12 protein-coding genes and 1 pseudogene are annotated in these 16775 nt (G+C 71.9%); 9 read left to right on the plus strand and 4 right to left on the minus strand.

What is annotated here, in order from left to right:
• The first annotated feature begins 172 nt into the window (after positions 1-172).
• The 7 genes from AB8735_RS09100 (at position 173) to AB8735_RS09130 (ending at position 8546) form a co-directional block, all read left to right on the plus strand.
• Positions 173-937, plus strand: a complete 765-nt coding sequence (locus tag AB8735_RS09100) for an IclR family transcriptional regulator (RefSeq protein ID WP_372406548.1) — start codon at positions 173-175, stop codon at positions 935-937.
• Between the two features lie 293 nt (positions 938-1230).
• The gene (locus tag AB8735_RS09105; protein ID WP_344024994.1) at positions 1231-2007 is read left to right on the plus strand and encodes an MIP/aquaporin family protein; all 777 of its coding nucleotides are present in this window, start codon (positions 1231-1233) and stop codon (positions 2005-2007) included.
• A 47-nt stretch (positions 2008-2054) separates the two neighbouring features.
• The gene (gene glpK / locus AB8735_RS09110) at positions 2055-3581 is read left to right on the plus strand and encodes a glycerol kinase GlpK (RefSeq protein ID WP_372406550.1); all 1527 of its coding nucleotides are present in this window, start codon (positions 2055-2057) and stop codon (positions 3579-3581) included.
• 2 nt (positions 3582-3583) lie between these two features.
• Complete coding sequence (locus AB8735_RS09115; protein WP_344024990.1) at positions 3584-5191, plus strand: glycerol-3-phosphate dehydrogenase/oxidase; 1608 nt, start codon at positions 3584-3586, stop codon at positions 5189-5191.
• Between the two features lie 145 nt (positions 5192-5336).
• A complete protein-coding gene (locus tag AB8735_RS09120; protein ID WP_372406551.1) occupies positions 5337-6395 on the plus strand; it encodes a hypothetical protein in 1059 nt (352 codons plus the stop codon).
• Between the two features lie 144 nt (positions 6396-6539).
• Positions 6540-7607 carry a PAC2 family protein gene (locus AB8735_RS09125; protein ID WP_344024986.1) on the plus strand — a complete coding sequence of 356 codons (1068 nt, stop codon included), beginning with the start codon at positions 6540-6542 and terminating at the stop codon, positions 7605-7607.
• Between the two features lie 84 nt (positions 7608-7691).
• Positions 7692-8546: a hypothetical protein gene (locus AB8735_RS09130; protein ID WP_372406553.1), complete on the plus strand. Its 855-nt coding sequence runs from the start codon at positions 7692-7694 to the stop codon at positions 8544-8546.
• An 81-nt stretch (positions 8547-8627) separates the two neighbouring features.
• Here AB8735_RS09130 and AB8735_RS09135 read toward each other — a convergent pair whose 3' ends face one another.
• Complete coding sequence (locus AB8735_RS09135) at positions 8628-9143, minus strand: SRPBCC family protein (RefSeq protein WP_372406554.1); 516 nt, start codon at positions 9141-9143, stop codon at positions 8628-8630.
• A 37-nt stretch (positions 9144-9180) separates the two neighbouring features.
• Positions 9181-11400: pseudogene (locus tag AB8735_RS09140) on the minus strand (TIM-barrel domain-containing protein); the annotation flags it as partial.
• A 112-nt stretch (positions 11401-11512) separates the two neighbouring features.
• On the opposite strand from AB8735_RS09140, the gene AB8735_RS09145 reads away from it, so the two are divergent.
• The gene (locus tag AB8735_RS09145) at positions 11513-12532 is read left to right on the plus strand and encodes an NADP-dependent oxidoreductase (RefSeq protein ID WP_372406557.1); all 1020 of its coding nucleotides are present in this window, start codon (positions 11513-11515) and stop codon (positions 12530-12532) included.
• Positions 12533-12567: 35 nt separating this feature from the next.
• Positions 12568-12936, plus strand: coding sequence for a MerR family transcriptional regulator (locus AB8735_RS09150; protein ID WP_372406559.1), 369 nt, complete (start codon positions 12568-12570; stop codon positions 12934-12936).
• Here AB8735_RS09150 and AB8735_RS09155 read toward each other — a convergent pair.
• Positions 12933-15518: a beta-glucosidase gene (locus AB8735_RS09155; RefSeq protein ID WP_372406560.1), complete on the minus strand. Its 2586-nt coding sequence runs from the start codon at positions 15516-15518 to the stop codon at positions 12933-12935. The genes AB8735_RS09150 and AB8735_RS09155 overlap by 4 nt on opposite strands.
• Before the next feature lie 166 nt (positions 15519-15684).
• Positions 15685-16653: a superoxide dismutase gene (locus AB8735_RS09160; protein WP_344024978.1), complete on the minus strand. Its 969-nt coding sequence runs from the start codon at positions 16651-16653 to the stop codon at positions 15685-15687.
• Between the last annotated feature and the right edge of the window lie 122 nt (positions 16654-16775).

The raw sequence follows: 16775 nt of genomic DNA on the forward strand, positions 1-16775 counted from the left end.
CGGAGCGCGTCCGGTGCGGGAGGGCCCCGGTGCCCGCTCCGGAGCAGATTCCGCGATCATGATCACTCCACGTCGGCTACCCCCGGGTCGGCATGGGCCGATAGTGTTCAGCAATGCCGAACGGCATGGCGGGATCGGCATGGTTGAAGAACGGCACGGCGGAGGTTGCCCGATGGCACGGACCATCCAGTCGCTCGAGCGCGCGGCGGCGATGCTGCGCCTGCTCGCCGGCGGGGAGCGGCGGCTGGGACTGTCCGACGTGGCCTCCGCGCTGGGGCTCGCCAAGGGCACCGCGCACGGCATCCTGCGCACCCTCCAGCAGGAGGGCTTCGTCGAGCAGGACCCGGCCTCCGGCCGCTATCAGCTGGGCGCCGAGCTGCTGCGGCTGGGCACCACCTATCTGGACGTGCACGAGCTGCGGGCCCGCGCCCTGGTCTGGGCGGACGACCTGGCCCGCGCCAGCGGCGAGAGCGTCTACCTGGGCGTGCTCCACCAGCAGGGCGTCCTGATCATCCACCATGTCTTCCGGCCGGACGACAGCCGGCAGGTGCTGGAGGTCGGCGCGATGCAGCCGCTGCACAGCAGCGCCCTCGGCAAGGTGCTCTGCGCCTACGACCCGGTCGCGCACAGCCAGCTGGCCGAGACCGCCCCCGAGGCGTTCACCGACCGCACGGTGACCGATCTGGCCGAGCTGGAGGGCGTCCTGGACCTGACCCGCGCCCGGGGCTGGGCGGCGGACGTCGAGGAGACCTGGGCGGGCATCGCATCCGTGGCCGCCCCCATCCACGACCGCCGGCGGATGCCGGTCGGCGCGGTCGGGATCACCGGCGCCGTGGAGCGCGTCTGCGCGGACGGCGAGCTGCGGGCCCAGCTGGTGTCGGCCGTACGGGACTGCGCCCGCGCCGTCTCGCGGGACCTGGGCGCCGGGCGGTTCTGACGGCCCCCGGGAGGGGCGCGCACGGAGGGCGTCCGAGACCACCTCGTTACCGACCGGTATCCGAACGTAGATTCCCGGTCATATCACCAGGAGTTTCCGGTCACACAGGCCTTGACGTGGTCTTAACCGTGCAGAAAACTGCCGTGCATCGGTCGGCATTGTCGAACACCTACCGACAATATTCGCTATGGTGTGCAGTGCCACGGGACCGATCACCGCCCTCACGGAGGGCGCGGACCACCGGATGGACCCGGGGTTCGCCTTCCCCTGGACGAAGGACAAAGGAGTCGCGGGTGTCCAGCTCCGACATCTTCATCAGCGAGACCATCGGTACCGCTGTTCTGATTCTGCTCGGTGGCGGCGTCTGTGCCGCCGTCACGCTGAAGCGCTCGAAGGCGCTCAACGCGGGCTGGGTCGCCATCACGTTCGGTTGGGGTTTCGCCGTACTGACGGGCGCGTACATCGCCGCCCCGTCCGGCGCCCACCTCAACCCGGCCGTCACCCTCGGTCTCGCCATCGACGGCGCCACCAAGTGGAGCGACGTGCCGGTCTACATCGGCTCCCAGATGCTCGGGGCCATGATCGGTGCCACGCTGGTGTGGCTCAGCTACTACGGGCAGTTCCAGGCGCACCTGACCGACCCCGAACTGGTCGCGAAGCTGGACGAGGAGGGCCTGGTCGACCGGTCCGCCGCCCCCAAGGCCGGTCCCGTGCTCGGTGTCTTCTCCACCGGCCCCGAGGTCCGCAACGTCGTGCAGAACCTGGTCACCGAGATCATCGCCACCACGGTGCTGGTCCTGGCCATCCTGAACCTCGGCCTGACCAAGGGCCTCGCCGTCAGCGGCACCGGCACGCTGATCGTCGCGCTCGTCGTCGTCGGCCTCGGCCTCTCGCTCGGCGGCCCGACCGGTTACGCGATCAACCCCGCGCGCGACCTCGGTCCGCGTATCGTGCACGCGCTGCTGCCCTTGCCCAACAAGGGTGGTTCGGACTGGAGTTACGCCTGGATCCCGGTGGTCGGCCCGCTCGTCGGCGCCGCCCTGGCCGCAGGTATCCACCAGGCCTTCTGACGCACGTACGACAGCCGAGACCTTCAGACCTCAGGAGCACACACCACATGACCAGCACCCACGGCCACGGCCCGTTCATCGCGGCGATCGACCAGGGCACCACCTCCAGCCGCTGCATCGTCTTCGACCGCGACGGCCGCATCGTCTCCGTCGACCAGAAGGAGCACGAGCAGATCTTCCCGAAGCCGGGCTGGGTCGAGCACGACGCCAAGGAGATCTGGGCCAACGTCCAGCAGGTCGTCGCCGGCGCCGTCGAGAAGGCCGGGATCACCGCCGCCGACGTCAAGGCCATCGGCATCACCAACCAGCGCGAGACCACGCTGCTCTGGGACAAGAACACCGGTGAGCCCGTCCACAACGCCATCGTCTGGCAGGACACCCGCACCGACGCCCTCTGCAAGGAGCTCGGCCGCAACGTCGGCCAGGACCGCTTCCGCCGCGAGACCGGCCTCCCGCTGGCCTCCTACTTCTCCGGCCCCAAGGTCCGCTGGCTGCTGGACAACGTCGAGGGCCTGCGCGAGCGCGCCGAGCGCGGCGACATCCTCTTCGGCACCATGGACTCCTGGGTCATCTGGAACCTCACCGGCGGTGTCGACGGCGGTGTCCACGTCACGGACGTCACCAACGCCTCCCGCACGATGCTGATGAACCTCCGCTCCCTGGAGTGGGACGAGCGCATCCTCGCCTCCATGGAGATCCCGGCCGCCGTGCTGCCGGAGATCCGCTCCTCCGCCGAGGTCTACGGCACCGCCAAGGACGGCGCCCTGGCCGGCGTTCCCGTCGCCTCCGCGCTCGGCGACCAGCAGGCCGCCCTCTTCGGCCAGACCTGCTTCGAGCAGGGCGAGGCCAAGTCCACCTACGGCACCGGAACGTTCATGCTGATGAACACCGGCGACGAGCCCGTCCAGTCGTACAACGGCCTGCTCACCACGGTCGGTTACCGCATCGGCGACCAGAAGCCGGTCTACGCCCTCGAGGGCTCCATCGCCGTCACCGGCTCCCTCGTGCAGTGGATGCGCGACCAGATGGGCCTCATCAAGAGCGCGGCCGAGATCGAGACGCTCGCCAGCTCCGTCGAGGACAACGGCGGCGCCTACTTCGTGCCGGCCTTCTCCGGCCTGTTCGCCCCCTACTGGCGCTCCGACGCGCGCGGCGTGATCGCGGGCCTGACCCGCTACGTCACCAAGGCGCACATCGCCCGCGCCGTGCTCGAGGCCACCGCCTGGCAGACCCGCGAGATCACCGACGCCATGACCAAGGACTCCGGCGTCGACCTGGCCGCGCTGAAGGTCGACGGCGGCATGACCTCCAACAACTTGCTGATGCAGACGCTCTCGGACTTCCTCGACGCCCCCGTGGTGCGCCCGATGGTCGCCGAGACCACCTGCCTCGGCGCCGCCTACGCCGCCGGTCTTGCCGTCGGCTTCTGGCCGGACACCGACGCCCTGCGCGCCAACTGGCGCCGGGCCGCCGAGTGGACCCCCCGCATGGACGCGGACACGCGTGACCGCGAGTACAAGAACTGGCTCAAGGCCGTCGAGCGGACCATGGGCTGGATCGAGGACGAGGAGTAATCATGACAACCCCGCAGAGCGTTCCGACCCTGGGAACGCACCCGGCCGCCGGCGTCAACCCGGGCCGCGCCGAGGCCCGGGAGAGACTGTCCAACGCGACGTACGACCTCCTGGTCATCGGCGGCGGCATCCTGGGCACCTCGGTCGCCTGGCACGCCGCGCAGTCGGGGCTGCGGGTCGCCATGGTGGACGCCGGCGACTTCGCCGGCGCCACCTCCTCCGCCTCCTCCAAGCTCGTCCACGGCGGTCTGCGCTACCTGCAGACCGGCGCGGTCAAGCTGGTCGCGGAGAACCACCACGAGCGCCGGGTGCTGGCCAAGGACGTGGCCCCGCACCTGGTCAACCCGCTGACCTTCTACCTGCCCGTCTACAAGGGCGGCCCGGTCGGCGCGGCCAAGCTCGGCGCCGGTGTGTTCGCCTACTCCGCGCTGTCCGCCTTCGGCGACGGCGTCGGCAAGGTGATCTCCCCGGCCAAGGCCAAGGCCGACAACCCCGGTCTGCGCACGGACAACCTCAAGGCCGTGGCGGTCTACTACGACCACCAGATGAACGACTCCCGTGTGGCGATCATGACCGTCCGCGCGGCCGTCGAGTCCGGCGCGGTCGTCCTCAACCACGCCGAGGTCCAGGGCCTCCGCTTCACCCACGGCAAGGTCTCCGGCGCCGAGGTCAAGGACCGTGTCGACGGCACCGAGTTCGGCATCGACGCCCGCGTCGTCCTCAACGCCACCGGCCCGTGGGTGGACCACCTGCGCACGATGGAGGACAAGGGCGCGGCCCCCTCCATCCGCCTCTCCAAGGGCGCGCACATCGTGATGAAGCGCAAGTCGCCGTGGAAGGCCGCCATGGCCACCCCGATCGACAAGTACCGCATCACCTTCGCCCTGCCCTGGGAGGACCAGCTCCTCCTCGGCACCACCGACACCCAGTACGAGGGCGACCCGGCGGACGTCCGCGCCACCGAGGACGACATCCAGCAGATCCTGGACGAGGCCGCGTTCTCCATCCAGGACGCGGACCTCGACCGCGACCTGATGACGTACGCCTTCGCCGGTCTGCGCGTGCTGCCGGGCGGCCCCGGCGACGTGGCCCAGGCCAAGCGCGAGACCGTCGTCACCGAGGGCAAGGGCGGCATGCTCTCCGTCGCCGGCGGCAAGTGGACGACCTACCGCCACATCGGCCGTACGGTCATGGCCAAGCTCGCCAAGGTGCCCGGCAGCCCGCTGACCGAGGAGATGGAGCCCGTCTCCAGCCTGGTCCGCCGCACCCCGCTGCCCGGTGTCGCCAACCCCAACGCGGTCGCCCACCGCCTGCTCGTCGACCGCGAGCCCGGCAGCCGCATGGACCCGCTGACGGCCCGTCACCTCGCCACCCACTACGGCTCGCTGTCCTTCGACATCGCGCGCATGGTCAACGAGAACCCGGAGCTCGGCGAGCGCATCCACCCCGACGGCCCGGAGATCTGGGCCCAGGTCGCCTACGCCCGTGACCACGAGTGGGCGGAGACGGTGGACGACGTGCTGCGCCGCCGCACCACCCTGACGATCCGCGGTCTGGACGACGAGGACGTCCGCACCCGGGTCAAGGACATGCTGGACCGCAAGAGCTGATCCGCGGCACGGCACCGCTCACGAGGGCGGGGAGGGACGTCAGGTCCCTCCCCGCCCTCCGTGCTGGACGCGCTGTGCCGGACGCGCTGTGCCGGACGCAACCTGTCACGGCCCTTCCCCGTCAAGGGAAGAAGAGGGGGAGGAAATGAAACGGCCGCAGTTCTTGAAACGTGCAGCCCTGAAACGCGTCCGGCTGCCGCGCAGGCGGACGGTCAGGCGCGTCCTGATCGCCGTCACGCTGATCGTCGTGGTACCCGTGGTGGCCGCCGCCGGGGCGCTGCGCGCCTCCTACGCGGGCGTCCCCGCGGACGACGCCGTGACGCGCGGCCGCGACGCGGTCTGGCTGGGGCACGCCTGGGTGGACGGCCGGCGCACCGACAAGGACCTCGCCGGGCTCAAGCGGCGGCTCGACGGCACCGGCGTCCGCGACCTGTACGTCCACGCCGGCCCGCTGGAGCAGGACGGCACCCTGCCCGCCTCCGCCTACCGCAGCGCCCGCCGGCTGCTGGACGCCGTGCACCGCGAGCTGCCCGGGGTGCGGGTGCAGGCGTGGCTGGGCAATGTCGTCGCCCCCGACAAGCCGGGCGGGCTGCGTCTGGACCGGGTCCGCACCCGGGACGCGGTGGTGGCCAGTTCCGTCCAGGTGATGAAGGCCGGTTTCGAGGGCGTGCACCTGGACGTCGAGCCCGTCCGCGACGGGAACCGCGACTTCCTGACCCTCCTCGGCGCGCTCCGCCCGGCCGTCCGCTCCGCCGGCGGCGTGCTCTCCGTCGCGGCGCAGCAGATAGACCCGCTGCCCTCGATGCACTCCGCCTCCCGTGCGTTCGGCAGCCCCAAGTGGTGGTCGCAGGCGTACTTCGCCAAGGTCGCCCGGCGCACCGACCAGATAGCGGTGATGTCCTACGACACCGCCCTGCCGTGGGAGAGCCTCTACGGCGGCTACGTCGCCCAGCAGACCCGGCTCGCCCTGGAGGCGACCCCCTCGGGCACGGACCTGCTCATGGGCCTGCCGTTCTTCCACACCGAGGACATGGGCCACCACGGTTTCGCCGAGACCGCGGAGGCGGCGCTGCGCGGGGCGCGGCTCGGGCTGACCCGGGAGGACCGGCACCGCGAGCGGTTCGGCCTCGCCCTGTACGTCGACTTCGCGGCCACCGACGACGACTGGCGCGCGTACCGGAAGGGTTGGGGTATCCGGAGGTGATGCGGGGTGAGAAGCATCCCTTCCGGGGACTGCGACCGCACGTCGTGGAAGTCGTAGGCTTGGGGCGATGCAAGACAACTGCACGGAACGGCAACCGGCGGTGGTACGGACCCCCCGTCCGCCCCGGTCGGAAGGAGGCGCTGGGTGATCGAGCTTGAGGGAGTTCCCGAGCTGATCGACCCGGTCATGATCTGTGCCTTCGAGGGCTGGAACGACGCCGGTGACGCCGCGTCCAGTGCGGTCGCGCACCTGGACCGGGAGTGGAAGGGCGAGGTGTTCGCCGCGCTGGACGCGGAGGACTACTACGACTTCCAGGTCAACCGGCCGACGGTCTGGCTCGACGGCGGGGTTCGCAAGATCACCTGGCCGACGACGAGGCTGTCCGTGGTGCGCACCGGCGGGGCCGGCGGCGCCGACGGCAAGAGCGGCACGCGTGATCTGGTGCTCGTCCGGGGCATCGAACCCAGCATGCGCTGGCGGTCGTTCTGCAACGAGATCCTGGGCTTCGCGCACGAGCTGGGCGTGGAGATGGTGGTGATCCTGGGCTCGCTGCTCGGCGACACCCCGCACACCCGGCCCGTCCCGGTCAGCGGCGTCACCTCCGACCCGGACCTGGCCCGCACCATGGACCTGGAGGAGTCCCGCTACGAGGGTCCGACCGGCATCGTCGGCATCCTCCAGGAGGCGTGCACGCACGCGGGCGTGCCGACGGTGAGCCTGTGGGCGGCCGTTCCGCACTATGTCTCGCAGCCGCCCAACCCCAAGGCGACGCTGGCCCTCCTCAACCGCCTGGAGGACCTGATCGACCTGCGCATCCCGCAGGGCGAGCTGCCCGAGGACGCCCGGGCGTGGCAGCTGGGCGTGGACCAGCTGGCGGCGGAGGACAGCGAGGTCGCCGAGTACGTGCAGTCGCTGGAGCAGGCGCGGGACACGGCGGACCTGCCGGAGGCGTCCGGCGAGGCCATCGCCCGCGAGTTCGAGCGCTATCTGCGCCGCCGCGACGGGCAGTCCAAGGAGGGCCCGGCCGCCCCGGGCACTCCGCCCGCGGACGGCCGGCCGGGCGGCCTGGCGGCCGAGCCGGGCGTCGCGGACGCGTCGTACCTGCGGGACACGACGAGCGGGCGGACGCGGCCGCCGCGGCCGAAGAAGCCGCGGGAGGACGGGGACGAGGGCCCGCAGTCGCCGCCTCCGCCGCCGGATCCGGAGAAGTGAGCGCACGGGCGCCGCACCCCTGACCGGGGGCGGCGCCCTTCGCCGTACGGGACGCACGTATCCTGTTCGGCGAATATGCGAACAATGACCACACTGAAGAAGAATGCCCTGGTTACTGCCCTGGGCACCGCCGTCCTCCTCTCCCTCACCGCCTGCGGCGCCGACGAGAAGAAGGACACCCGCGACCCGCAGACCGTCCTGACGGCGGCGGCGAAGAAGACCGCGGACCAGAACTCCTACCGCACGAAGCGGAAGCGCACGGACAAGGACGGGACGGAGCGCGGCGAGTACGCGTTCACCCGCCGCCCCGACATGGACGAGCGCAGGACCTGGCGGCCGGACTCCAAGGGCAAGGAGTACTTCGAGCACGCCATCAGCGACAACCGGAACCTCTACACCAAGCGTTCCGACGACGAGACGATGTCGAAGTACGGCGGCGGCCGTACCTGGTACAGCATCGAGCTGAACGAGGGCAGGACCCCGCCCAAGCCCGAGGACGTCCAGAAGCGCGCCGAGGGCGATCTCCCCGTCCTGCTGGGCGTGCTGCGCGCGACGAAGGACGTCCGCCGCGTCGGCACCGAGGAGGTCGGGGACAAGAAGGCGGCCCACTTCCAGGGCACTGTCGTCCTCGACGACCTGGCCAAGTACAAGGGCAGGGCCATGCGTGACTGGCTCCGCGAGTCGTACGTCAAGGACCAGCGCAAGGCGGGTCTCGACCGCGTCGAGATCGACGTGTGGATCGGCAAGGACGACCTGCCGCTCAAGGCCCGTGAGCACGGCAAGGGTTCGAAGGGCGAGACCCTGCTGACCGAGGAGTACCGGGACTTCGGCGTCGACCCGAAGCTGCGCGTCCCGGCGGCGAAGGACGTGCTCACGAGCGAACAGTTGCAGCGCGAGGTCTTCGAGAAGTCGATGAAGGACTTCGACAAGAAGAGCTGAGCGGCGCCCCGTTCACAGGACCTCGACGACCGGCGGGGGAAACGCCCGTGCTCGCACGGGAGTTCCCCCCTCGGAACCTGCTCAGGCCGCCGCTTCCTCCGCGAGCTTCTTCACGCCCTGGAGCGTGGCGCCGATGCCCGCGCCGAGTTCGCCGAGGCGCGCCGCCAGGATCTCCTGCGCCTTCTCCGGGGCGCCGTCCATCATGGCGCCCAGCTTGGTGCGCTCCGGCCAGACCCGTGCCGCGAAGGAGAGCCGGGTGCCGCCGTCCTCAGGGTGGAGTTCGAAGGTCCAGATCGCGAGGGCGGTGGCGGGGTCGTCGGCGTCGTCCTTCGTGACCGCCCAGCCGAAGCGCCGTTCCGGCTCCAGCGCCACCACATGCGAGACGGACCGCCACTCGCCGGCCACCGGGTGCCGGTTGAACCCCTCGAAGCGGGCGCCCAGTTCCGGTCCGGTGGCGCCGTCGAGCCAGGCGGTGCGCTGGAGTTCGGGGCTCAGCCGGGCGGGCAGCCCGATGTCGCTCACCAGCTTCCAGACCTCGGACGGTACGGCCTCGATGCGCACCTCGTCGTGCACGGTCGGGGTGGTGGCGTCGCTCATGCGTCTCTCCTCGTCAACCGGGCCGTCAGCCCGTCCTCAGCATGAGCGTAAACGGACGACCGGTCGTGCGGGCCGGAGTTGTGACGTGAACGACTCCGCCCCGGTCCGACGGGTCGTAGCGCCAGCTCCCGCGGGGCAGCGGGCGGCCGTCGAGGGTGACGGCGGCCGGCGCGGTGCGCGAGTGGACGGTGAACTCGTACGGGCGGGCGGTCTGCTTGCCCTTGAACCGGCCGACGGACGCGCCGACATCGATCCGCACCCCGCCGCCGTCCAGCACCTGGCTCCGCACCTCCTGGCGGGCGTACGCGCCCTCGCGGTGGGCGCGCGTGACGCCGTCGTCCTCGTAGAGGGTGAAGGAGGAGCGGGTCCTCGCCGGGTGGACGTCCCAGGCGAGCGGAGAGTCCGCCGTGCGGTCGCGGTACGAGCGGATGCCGCGCCACATCGGGATGTTCGCGCCCTCCTTCACGAAGAGGGGCAGGGTGTCCAGGGGCGCGCGGTAACCGTCGACGGTGGTCGGGCCCCGGTACGTACGGCCCGTCCAGTAGTCCGTCCAGGTGCCGCGCGGCAGATAGATGCCGTCGCGGGTCTCCTTGTCCTCGTACACCGGGGCGACGAGGAAGTATTCACCACTCAGGAACTCGTACTTGGCCGCGTCCGTCGCCGCCTTCGGGTCGTCCGGGTACTCCAGTGCCAGCGGACGGACCGGGCCGACGCCCGTGCGGGCCGCCTCGGCCGCGTAGGTGTACATGTACGGCAGCAGCGACTCCTTGAGCTTCAGGTACTTGCGGTTGACGGAGGTGTACGGCTCGCCGTACCGCCAGGGCTGCTTGTCGCTCGTCGCCCAGCCGTCCATCGTCATCACGGCCGGGAGGAACGCCTTCCACTGGAGGTCGCGGACGTACGTCTTCGGGCTGCCGCCGAAGATGCCGTCGATGTCGCCGGTGGTGTAGGCGAGTCCGGACATCGTGGCGCCCGCGTAGGTCGGGATCTGCCAGCGGATGTAGTCCCAGGAGCCCTTCTGGTCGCCGGACCACTGGACGCCGCAGCGCTGTGCGCCGGACCAGCTCTCGGGGGCCCAGGTGAAGCCGCGGGCGTCGCTGTTGTCCTCGATGCCCTTGTACGCCGCCTTGCAGCCGTCGAGGGCGAACTTGTAGCCGTCGCCGACCCAGGCGACGTCCAGTTTGGCCACGCGCTGGCCGGACTTCACCTGATCGGCGAGCTTGCCGAGGCCGTCCTCGGTCCACAGGCCCATGTGCATCCCGCGGCCGTCCAGGCCCTTGGTGACCTCGGGGAGGTTCTCGTAGCCGCAGCCGTAGCCGTCGTTGACGAGCATCCAGCCGAGGGGGAGATCGTGGCCGGTGTAGCCGTCGGCGACCTTGAGGGCGTCGAGGGTGCGGCGTTCGCCGCGGTTCTTGTTGTGCAGGTAGCAGTCGGAGTCGCCGGGCTCCAGGCCGTAGAGGGGCGGGAGGAAGGGGCGGCCGGTGAGCTTCGTGTAGCCGCCGATGACCTGCTTGGGGGTGCGGCCCGCGAAGTAGTAGGCGTCGAAGCGGCGTTCCTGGGCGGAGGCCGTGACCGGGTCGTCGAAGGCGTAGGTGTTGGGCGCGTAGGTGTTGCGGTAGACGCCGTAGCCGGCCGAGGAGAGGTAGAACGGGACGGAGTTGGGGTGGCCTCCGTCGTTCCAGTTGTAGTCGACGCCGACTTCCGTCTTCCTGCCGCGGTGGGAGGTGTTGCCGCGGCCGTTCTGCATGCCCGCGCCGTAGAACTGCTCGGCCGCGCCGCGCGACAGGGTCTGCGTGGTGCGGTCCCCGGTCCAGGTGAGGCCCTTGGTCTCGGACCAGAGGCGGGTCCCGTCGGCGCGGTGGAGCGCGAAGCGGAGGGGGCTCTTGTAGGCGCGCAACGTCAGCCCGGAGGTGCTCAGTTCGTAGTGGTCGCCGCGGTCGCGCCAGCGGGTGGGCGGGGGCGGGCCCTGGGGCAGGACGATGTCCTGGCCGGTGGGGTCGGCGAAGGTGCCGTCGGGGGCGAGTTCGAGGTGGAGGGTTTCGGGGGCGGGGAAGCGGATGCGGGCGGTGGCCGCGCCTGCTTCGATGCGGAACTCGGTGGGCGTGGCGGTGAAGGCGGTCACGTCGCCCACGGTGTGTTCCTCGGGGGCGGGGGCGTCGGCGTGCGCCGCCGTGCCGGGCGGGGCGCCGGTCAGGGTCGCCGCGAGGGCGACGACGGTGGTGACGATCGCTGTTCTCCATCGGGTGCGATTGTCCATGGGGGCATGCCTATCGCATCTGTCGTGTGCACGACCATGGGGCGTCGACGTCGGCTCGACCTTCACCATCGGCTTGACCTTCACCCCCACGTCAATCCCTAGCGTCCTCCCCATGAACGCGATCACACCCCGCACCGGGTTCGAAGTCCGTCTCGCCACCCGCCCCGACGGCCGCCTCCCGCTTCCCTCCGACTTCGCCCTCGTCGAGGCCCCCGTGCCCGCCCCGGCGCCCGGCGAAGTCCTCGTCCGCAACCTCTACATGTCCCTCGACCCCGGCATGCTGATGCTGATCGCCGGCGAATCCGGGCTGCCGATGCCCCGGTACGAGCTCGGGGAGGCCATGTACGGGGACGCCGTCGGGGAGGTGGCCGTCTCCACGGATCCGGTGCTCGCCGCAGGGGACCTGGTCGTCCACCGGCTCGGCTGGCGGGAGTTCGCCGTCGGCCGGGGCGGGGACTTCCGCCGCGTGGAGCGGGACGCCCTGCCCTCCCCCGCCGCGCACCTGGGCGTCGGGCTCGTCGCCTACGCGGGACTCGTGGACGTCGCCGGACTCCGGCCGGGCGAGACCGTATTCGTGTCCAGCGCGGCGGGAGCCACCGGGAGCATGGCCGGGCAGATCGCCCGGCTGCTGGGCGCGGGGCGGGTGATCGGCAGCGCGGGCACGCCGGAGAAGGTCGCGTACCTCACCGAACGGCTGGACTTCGACGCGGCGTTCGACCACCACGACGGCCCGGTCCTCGACCGGCTCCGGGAGGCCGCCCCGGACGGCGTCGACGTCTGCTTCGACAACGTCGGCGGCGAGCAGCTCCGCGCCGCGATCGAGGTGATGAACGTCCACGGCCGGATCGCCGTCTGCGGCGCCCTCAACCGGCAGAGCACGGCGCGCCCCGACGAGGGCCCCGGCGACCTGCTCACCGTCCTCGCCAAGCGCCTGACGATCCGTGGCTTCACGGTCTGGGACCACTTGGAGCGCACCGGGGAGTTCGGCACGCTGTTCCGGCGCTGGCTGGACGAGGGGGCGATCGTCCATGACCTCAATGTGATCGACGGGCTGGCCGCGGCCCCGCAGGCGCTGCTGGACCTGGTCGGCGGCGCATACCGGGGCAAGACCGTGGTCCGGCTCACATCTTGACCCTGACGTACGCGTCAACCCCTACCGTTCACCGCATGTTGATCGGGGAACTGGCGGAGCGGACGGGGACCACGACCCGTGCCCTGCGCTACTACGAGGAGCAGGGTCTGCTGGTGCCCGAGCGGACGGGCACGGGCTACCGCACGTACGAACAGGGCGCGGTGGCCCGCGTCCGCAACATCCGCGACCTGCTCGCCTCCGGGTTCACCGTGGAGGACGTGAAGGCCTTCGTCCGTTACCTCGACGAGGACTTCCCCGAGGTGTTCACCTACTCCCCGTTGTGCACCGACGGTTACGTGGTCGGCGCACAACGGGTGGCCGAGCTGGAGGAGCGCATCGCGGGCCTGACCCGGCTGCGGGACCAGCTGGTGCACCGGATGCCCTGGCTCGCGCCGGACGCCTAGCCCGCGCTGCCCGTCAGCCGTACGTCCCGCGACGACGCGCCCACATACACCGGCCGCGCCCCCTGCGTCCGGACCCAACTCCCGTGCGCCGCGTCCCAGTACGACAGCTGCCGTTCGCCGATCCGCACCGTGACGCCGCGCGACTCCCTCGGCTTCAGCTCGACGCGCTCGAAGCCCACGAGGGCGCGGAGCGGCAGTTCCACCGGGGACGTCACGGGCGGGCCCAGGTAGACCTGGGGGACGTCCGCGCCCGCGCGGTCGCCGGTGTTGGTGACGGTGAAGGTCACCGCGTAACCGGAGCCGTCCGCGCGGATCTTGAGGGCGTCGTAGGCGAACTTCGTGTACGACAGGCCGTGGCCGAAGGGGAACAGGGGTTCCGTACCCGCCTTGTCGAAGCCGCGGTAGCCGGTGAAGACGCCCTCGCTGTAGGTCACGACCTTGTCGACGCCCTGGTAGCGCTCGGGGTGGGCCGGGTCGTGGACGGGGTGGTCGGTGAGCTGCTTCGGGTGGGTGACGACGAGCCTCCCGCCGGGGTTGGTGCGGCCGAGGAGCAGGTCGGCGGTGGACCGGCCGCCCTCCTGGCCGACGTACCCGGCGTGCAGGATCGTGCCCACGGCGCTCCGCCACGGCATGGCCACGGGGCCGCCGGTGTTGAGGACCACGACCGTCCGGGGGTTGGCGGCGGCCACGGCGGCGATCAGGTCGTCCTGGTGGTTGGGCAGGGACAGCGAGGTGAAGTCGTCGGCGCTGCCGATCGATCCGCCGGAGCCGTTCCAGGCGAAGACGACGGGGGTGTGCGAGGAGCGCGCCAGTGCGGCGGCCTCGCGGACGTGCGCGGCCCGCTGCTCGGGGGTGACCCAGGCGAGGCGGACCTGCACCGGCCCCCGGCCGGCGACGTCCGCCGCCCATCCCTCGGCCGTGACCTTGAGCCGGTAGTCGCGGCCCGCGGTCAGCCGGACCGTCGTACGGCCGTTGTCGAGGCCGTCCGTGGTGGGCAGGACGGTGGCCCACTTGCGGACGAAGTTGTCGCGCGGGGCGGCCGCGGTGGTCAGCTCCGTGCCGTCGAGCGAGAGCGTCAGCGAGGCCCCCCAGCCCTGGACGGCCAGCAGGTACTCGCCGGTGCCCGGCGCGCGCAGGACGCCGGTCCAGGTGTGGCTGGAGCCGGTGGGGAGCGCCTTGTCGCCGGTGAAGTCGAGGGTCGCGTCGGCCGGACCGGCCGCCCGGCTCAGGCCGCCGGGGAGCGCGGAGGCGGGCACGGCGGTGCCGGTGAGGTCGTTGCCGACCGCGTAGCGGACCGAAGCCCCGTTCCCCGCCGTGCGCTTGAGCGCGTCCAGCGGACCGATCAGCCGGTCCTCGAAGCCGTACGCGCGCTCGCCGCCCGCCGAGACCAGGACCTGGGCGGCGCTCGGGCCGATGAGGGCGAGGCCGGCGAGGGCGTCCTTGCCGAGCGGCAGGGAGCCGGAGTTGGCGAGCAGGACGGCGCCCTGGGCGGCCACCTCGCGGGCCACCTTCGCGCCCGCCTCGACGTCGACCGAGGAAGGGGCGGGGACGCGGGAGCCGTCCAGCAGCCCGAGCGCGTCGTAGCGCCCGAGGATGCGGCCGACGGCGGTGTCGAGCGCGGCCTGCGGGACGGAGCCGTCGGCGAGCGCGGCCTTCAGCCTGTCGCCGAAGTACGAGCCGTCGGGCATCTCCAGGTCCAGGCCCGCCCCGACGGAGACGGCGTGGGTGGCGCCCCAGTCGGAGGTGACGAAGCCCTCGAAGCCGAGTTCGCCGCGGAGGACGCCGGTGAGGGTGGCTCTGCTGTCGCTGTTCCAGGGGCCGTTGAGGTGGTTGTAGGCGGCCATGACGGAGGCGACATCCGCGCGGACGACGGCCTCCCAGGCGGGCAGGTAGATCTCGTGCAGGGTGCGGTCGTCGACGCGGAAGTCATAGGCGCCCTCGCCGGTGGTCCAGTCGCCGGTCTGGCCCAGGACCTGGTTGTTGGCGAGGAAGTGCTTGGCCTGGGCGAGCATGCCCTGCGCCTGGATCCCCCGGACCTGGGCGGCGCCGATGACCCCGTTGAGGTAGGGGTCCTCGCCCGCCTGGTCCTTGTCGCGGCTGAACAGCGGGGTGCGGGAGAGCTCGATCTGCGGGGCGAGCATGAGGTCCATGCCGAGGGCGCGCCCCTCGCGGCCCATCACCGCGCCGTACTCGCGGGCCAGCGCCGGGTTGAAGGAGGCCGCGAGGGTGGAGACGGGCGGCAGACCGGTCGCCGGCTTCGCCAGGTTGACGCCCGCGGGGCCGTCGGTGAGCCGCAGTTCGGGGATGCCCAGGCGCGGGACGCCGGGGACGTACCCGGCGGCGCCCGTGCGCTTCGGGTCGGCCGCCCCATGGACCAGGGCGATCTTCTCGTCGAGGGTGAGCCTGCCGAGCAGGGTGCGTGCCCGCTCGGGGAGATCCGCCGCGGGGGCGGCCTGCGCGGCCGGCCCGTTGGCGGTGAACAGGGCGAGGGCGGCGGCCGTGCCGCCTAAAAGGCCGCCTAAAAGCCCGAGCGCCTGACGGCGGTTGGGGCCGGTGGGGACGTCTTCCGGGGACGCGGGCATGACGGCATGACCTCCGATACGCGACCGGGCATACAACCCGGACGGAAAAGGACAGTACGGCCGTATGCGACGAGTCTTGATCGTCCGGTCCGCCGGGGTCAAGGAAATCGGACCAGATGTGATCAACTACCGTACGGTTACCACCGCTTCATGCCGTATGCCCCCGTCAGCGCACCCTGCGCACCGCCACCACGTCGTACTCCCGGGGCGGAGGCTCCTCCGTGAAGCGGGAGTTGGGCAGGTAGAGCCGGTCCCCGTACGCCGCCACGGTGGTGGGGATGCGGAAGCGCGGGTCGGTGATGCGGGTGACCCACACGCCCCGCAGGCCGGCGGCGTCCAGGTGGAAGACGTCGACGGCGTTCTGCACCTGCTGGACGACGTAGAGCGTGCGGCCGGCGAGCAGGGCCCCGTCCCCGTCGGGGAGCCGGTGGCCGCCGAGGTCCACGCGGCGCGCGTCGCCGGTGCGCGGGTCGACCCGCAGCAGGCTGCCGCCGTCCTGGAAGACGTTGACGACGAGCAGGGCCCGGCCGTCGGGGGTCACCGAGATGCCGTTGGAGGTGAAGCCGCCGTCGGGCGCCTCCCGCCACTCCCCCGCCAGCCGGAGCGCCACCACCTCGCGGGCGGGCGGCAGTTCGCCGCGCGGGCCCAGCGGGACGCCGTACACGTACGGCTTGGTGGAGTCGGTGAACCAGGCCGCTCCGGGGGTCAGGACGACGTCGTTGATCAACGTCCCGGGTCCGCCCACCTCGTAGGAGGCCAGCAGGGCCCCGTCGCGGGTGTCCACCACGCGCAGCTGCCGGGCGAAGGCACCCGCGACGAAGGCCCGGCCGTGCCGGTCGGTCTTGATGCCGAGCGAGGGGCCGTCCATGCGGGTGGGCAGCAGGGTGCCGCGGCCGGTGGGCAGATGGGCGCGGTAGAGCGAGGAGCCGGCGCGGGAGCCGAACCAGGCCCAGGGGCCGGGCCCGATCGCGATGCCCTCGGGCCGGAAGTCGTCGGGGAGCGGGAAGCGGGTCGGCCAGGAGGCCGGTGCGGCGGCGGCCCGGGCGGCGGGGAGGAGGACCCCGGCGGCCGCCGTCGCACCCGCGCCGAGCAGTCTTCGGCGGGCGAACGGGCGGCGGGCGGCGGTGCGGTGCATGGCGTGTCCCTCCGACGGACGGTGAGCGGATCTCGCGACCGGCGCCCACCGAAGCACAGGGTCCGCCCGCGACACACGGGATCCGCTCCGGCCTTCACGGATGGACACATCCGGAAGTTGAT

Origin of the sequence: Streptomyces luteireticuli (assembly GCF_041519305.1) — a bacterium.
Taxonomy (GTDB): Bacteria; Actinomycetota; Actinomycetes; order Streptomycetales; family Streptomycetaceae; genus Streptomyces; species Streptomyces luteireticuli.

Excerpts from the sequence above, each read along its gene's own strand:
- AB8735_RS09100 (WP_372406548.1), top strand. The coding sequence starts at position 173 with ATGGCACGGACCATCCAGTCGCTCGAGCGCGCGGCGGCGATGCTGCGC.
- glpK (WP_372406550.1), top strand. The coding sequence starts at position 2,055 with ATGACCAGCACCCACGGCCACGGCCCGTTCATCGCGGCGATCGACCAG.
- AB8735_RS09115 (WP_344024990.1), top strand. The coding sequence starts at position 3,584 with ATGACAACCCCGCAGAGCGTTCCGACCCTGGGAACGCACCCGGCCGCC.
- AB8735_RS09120 (WP_372406551.1), top strand. The coding sequence starts at position 5,337 with ATGAAACGGCCGCAGTTCTTGAAACGTGCAGCCCTGAAACGCGTCCGG.
- AB8735_RS09130 (WP_372406553.1), top strand. The coding sequence starts at position 7,692 with ATGACCACACTGAAGAAGAATGCCCTGGTTACTGCCCTGGGCACCGCC.
- AB8735_RS09135 (WP_372406554.1), bottom strand. The coding sequence starts at position 9,143 with ATGAGCGACGCCACCACCCCGACCGTGCACGACGAGGTGCGCATCGAG.
- AB8735_RS09145 (WP_372406557.1), top strand. The coding sequence starts at position 11,513 with ATGAACGCGATCACACCCCGCACCGGGTTCGAAGTCCGTCTCGCCACC.
- AB8735_RS09150 (WP_372406559.1), top strand. The coding sequence starts at position 12,568 with ATGTTGATCGGGGAACTGGCGGAGCGGACGGGGACCACGACCCGTGCC.
- AB8735_RS09155 (WP_372406560.1), bottom strand. The coding sequence starts at position 15,518 with ATGCCCGCGTCCCCGGAAGACGTCCCCACCGGCCCCAACCGCCGTCAG.
- AB8735_RS09160 (WP_344024978.1), bottom strand. The coding sequence starts at position 16,653 with ATGCACCGCACCGCCGCCCGCCGCCCGTTCGCCCGCCGAAGACTGCTC.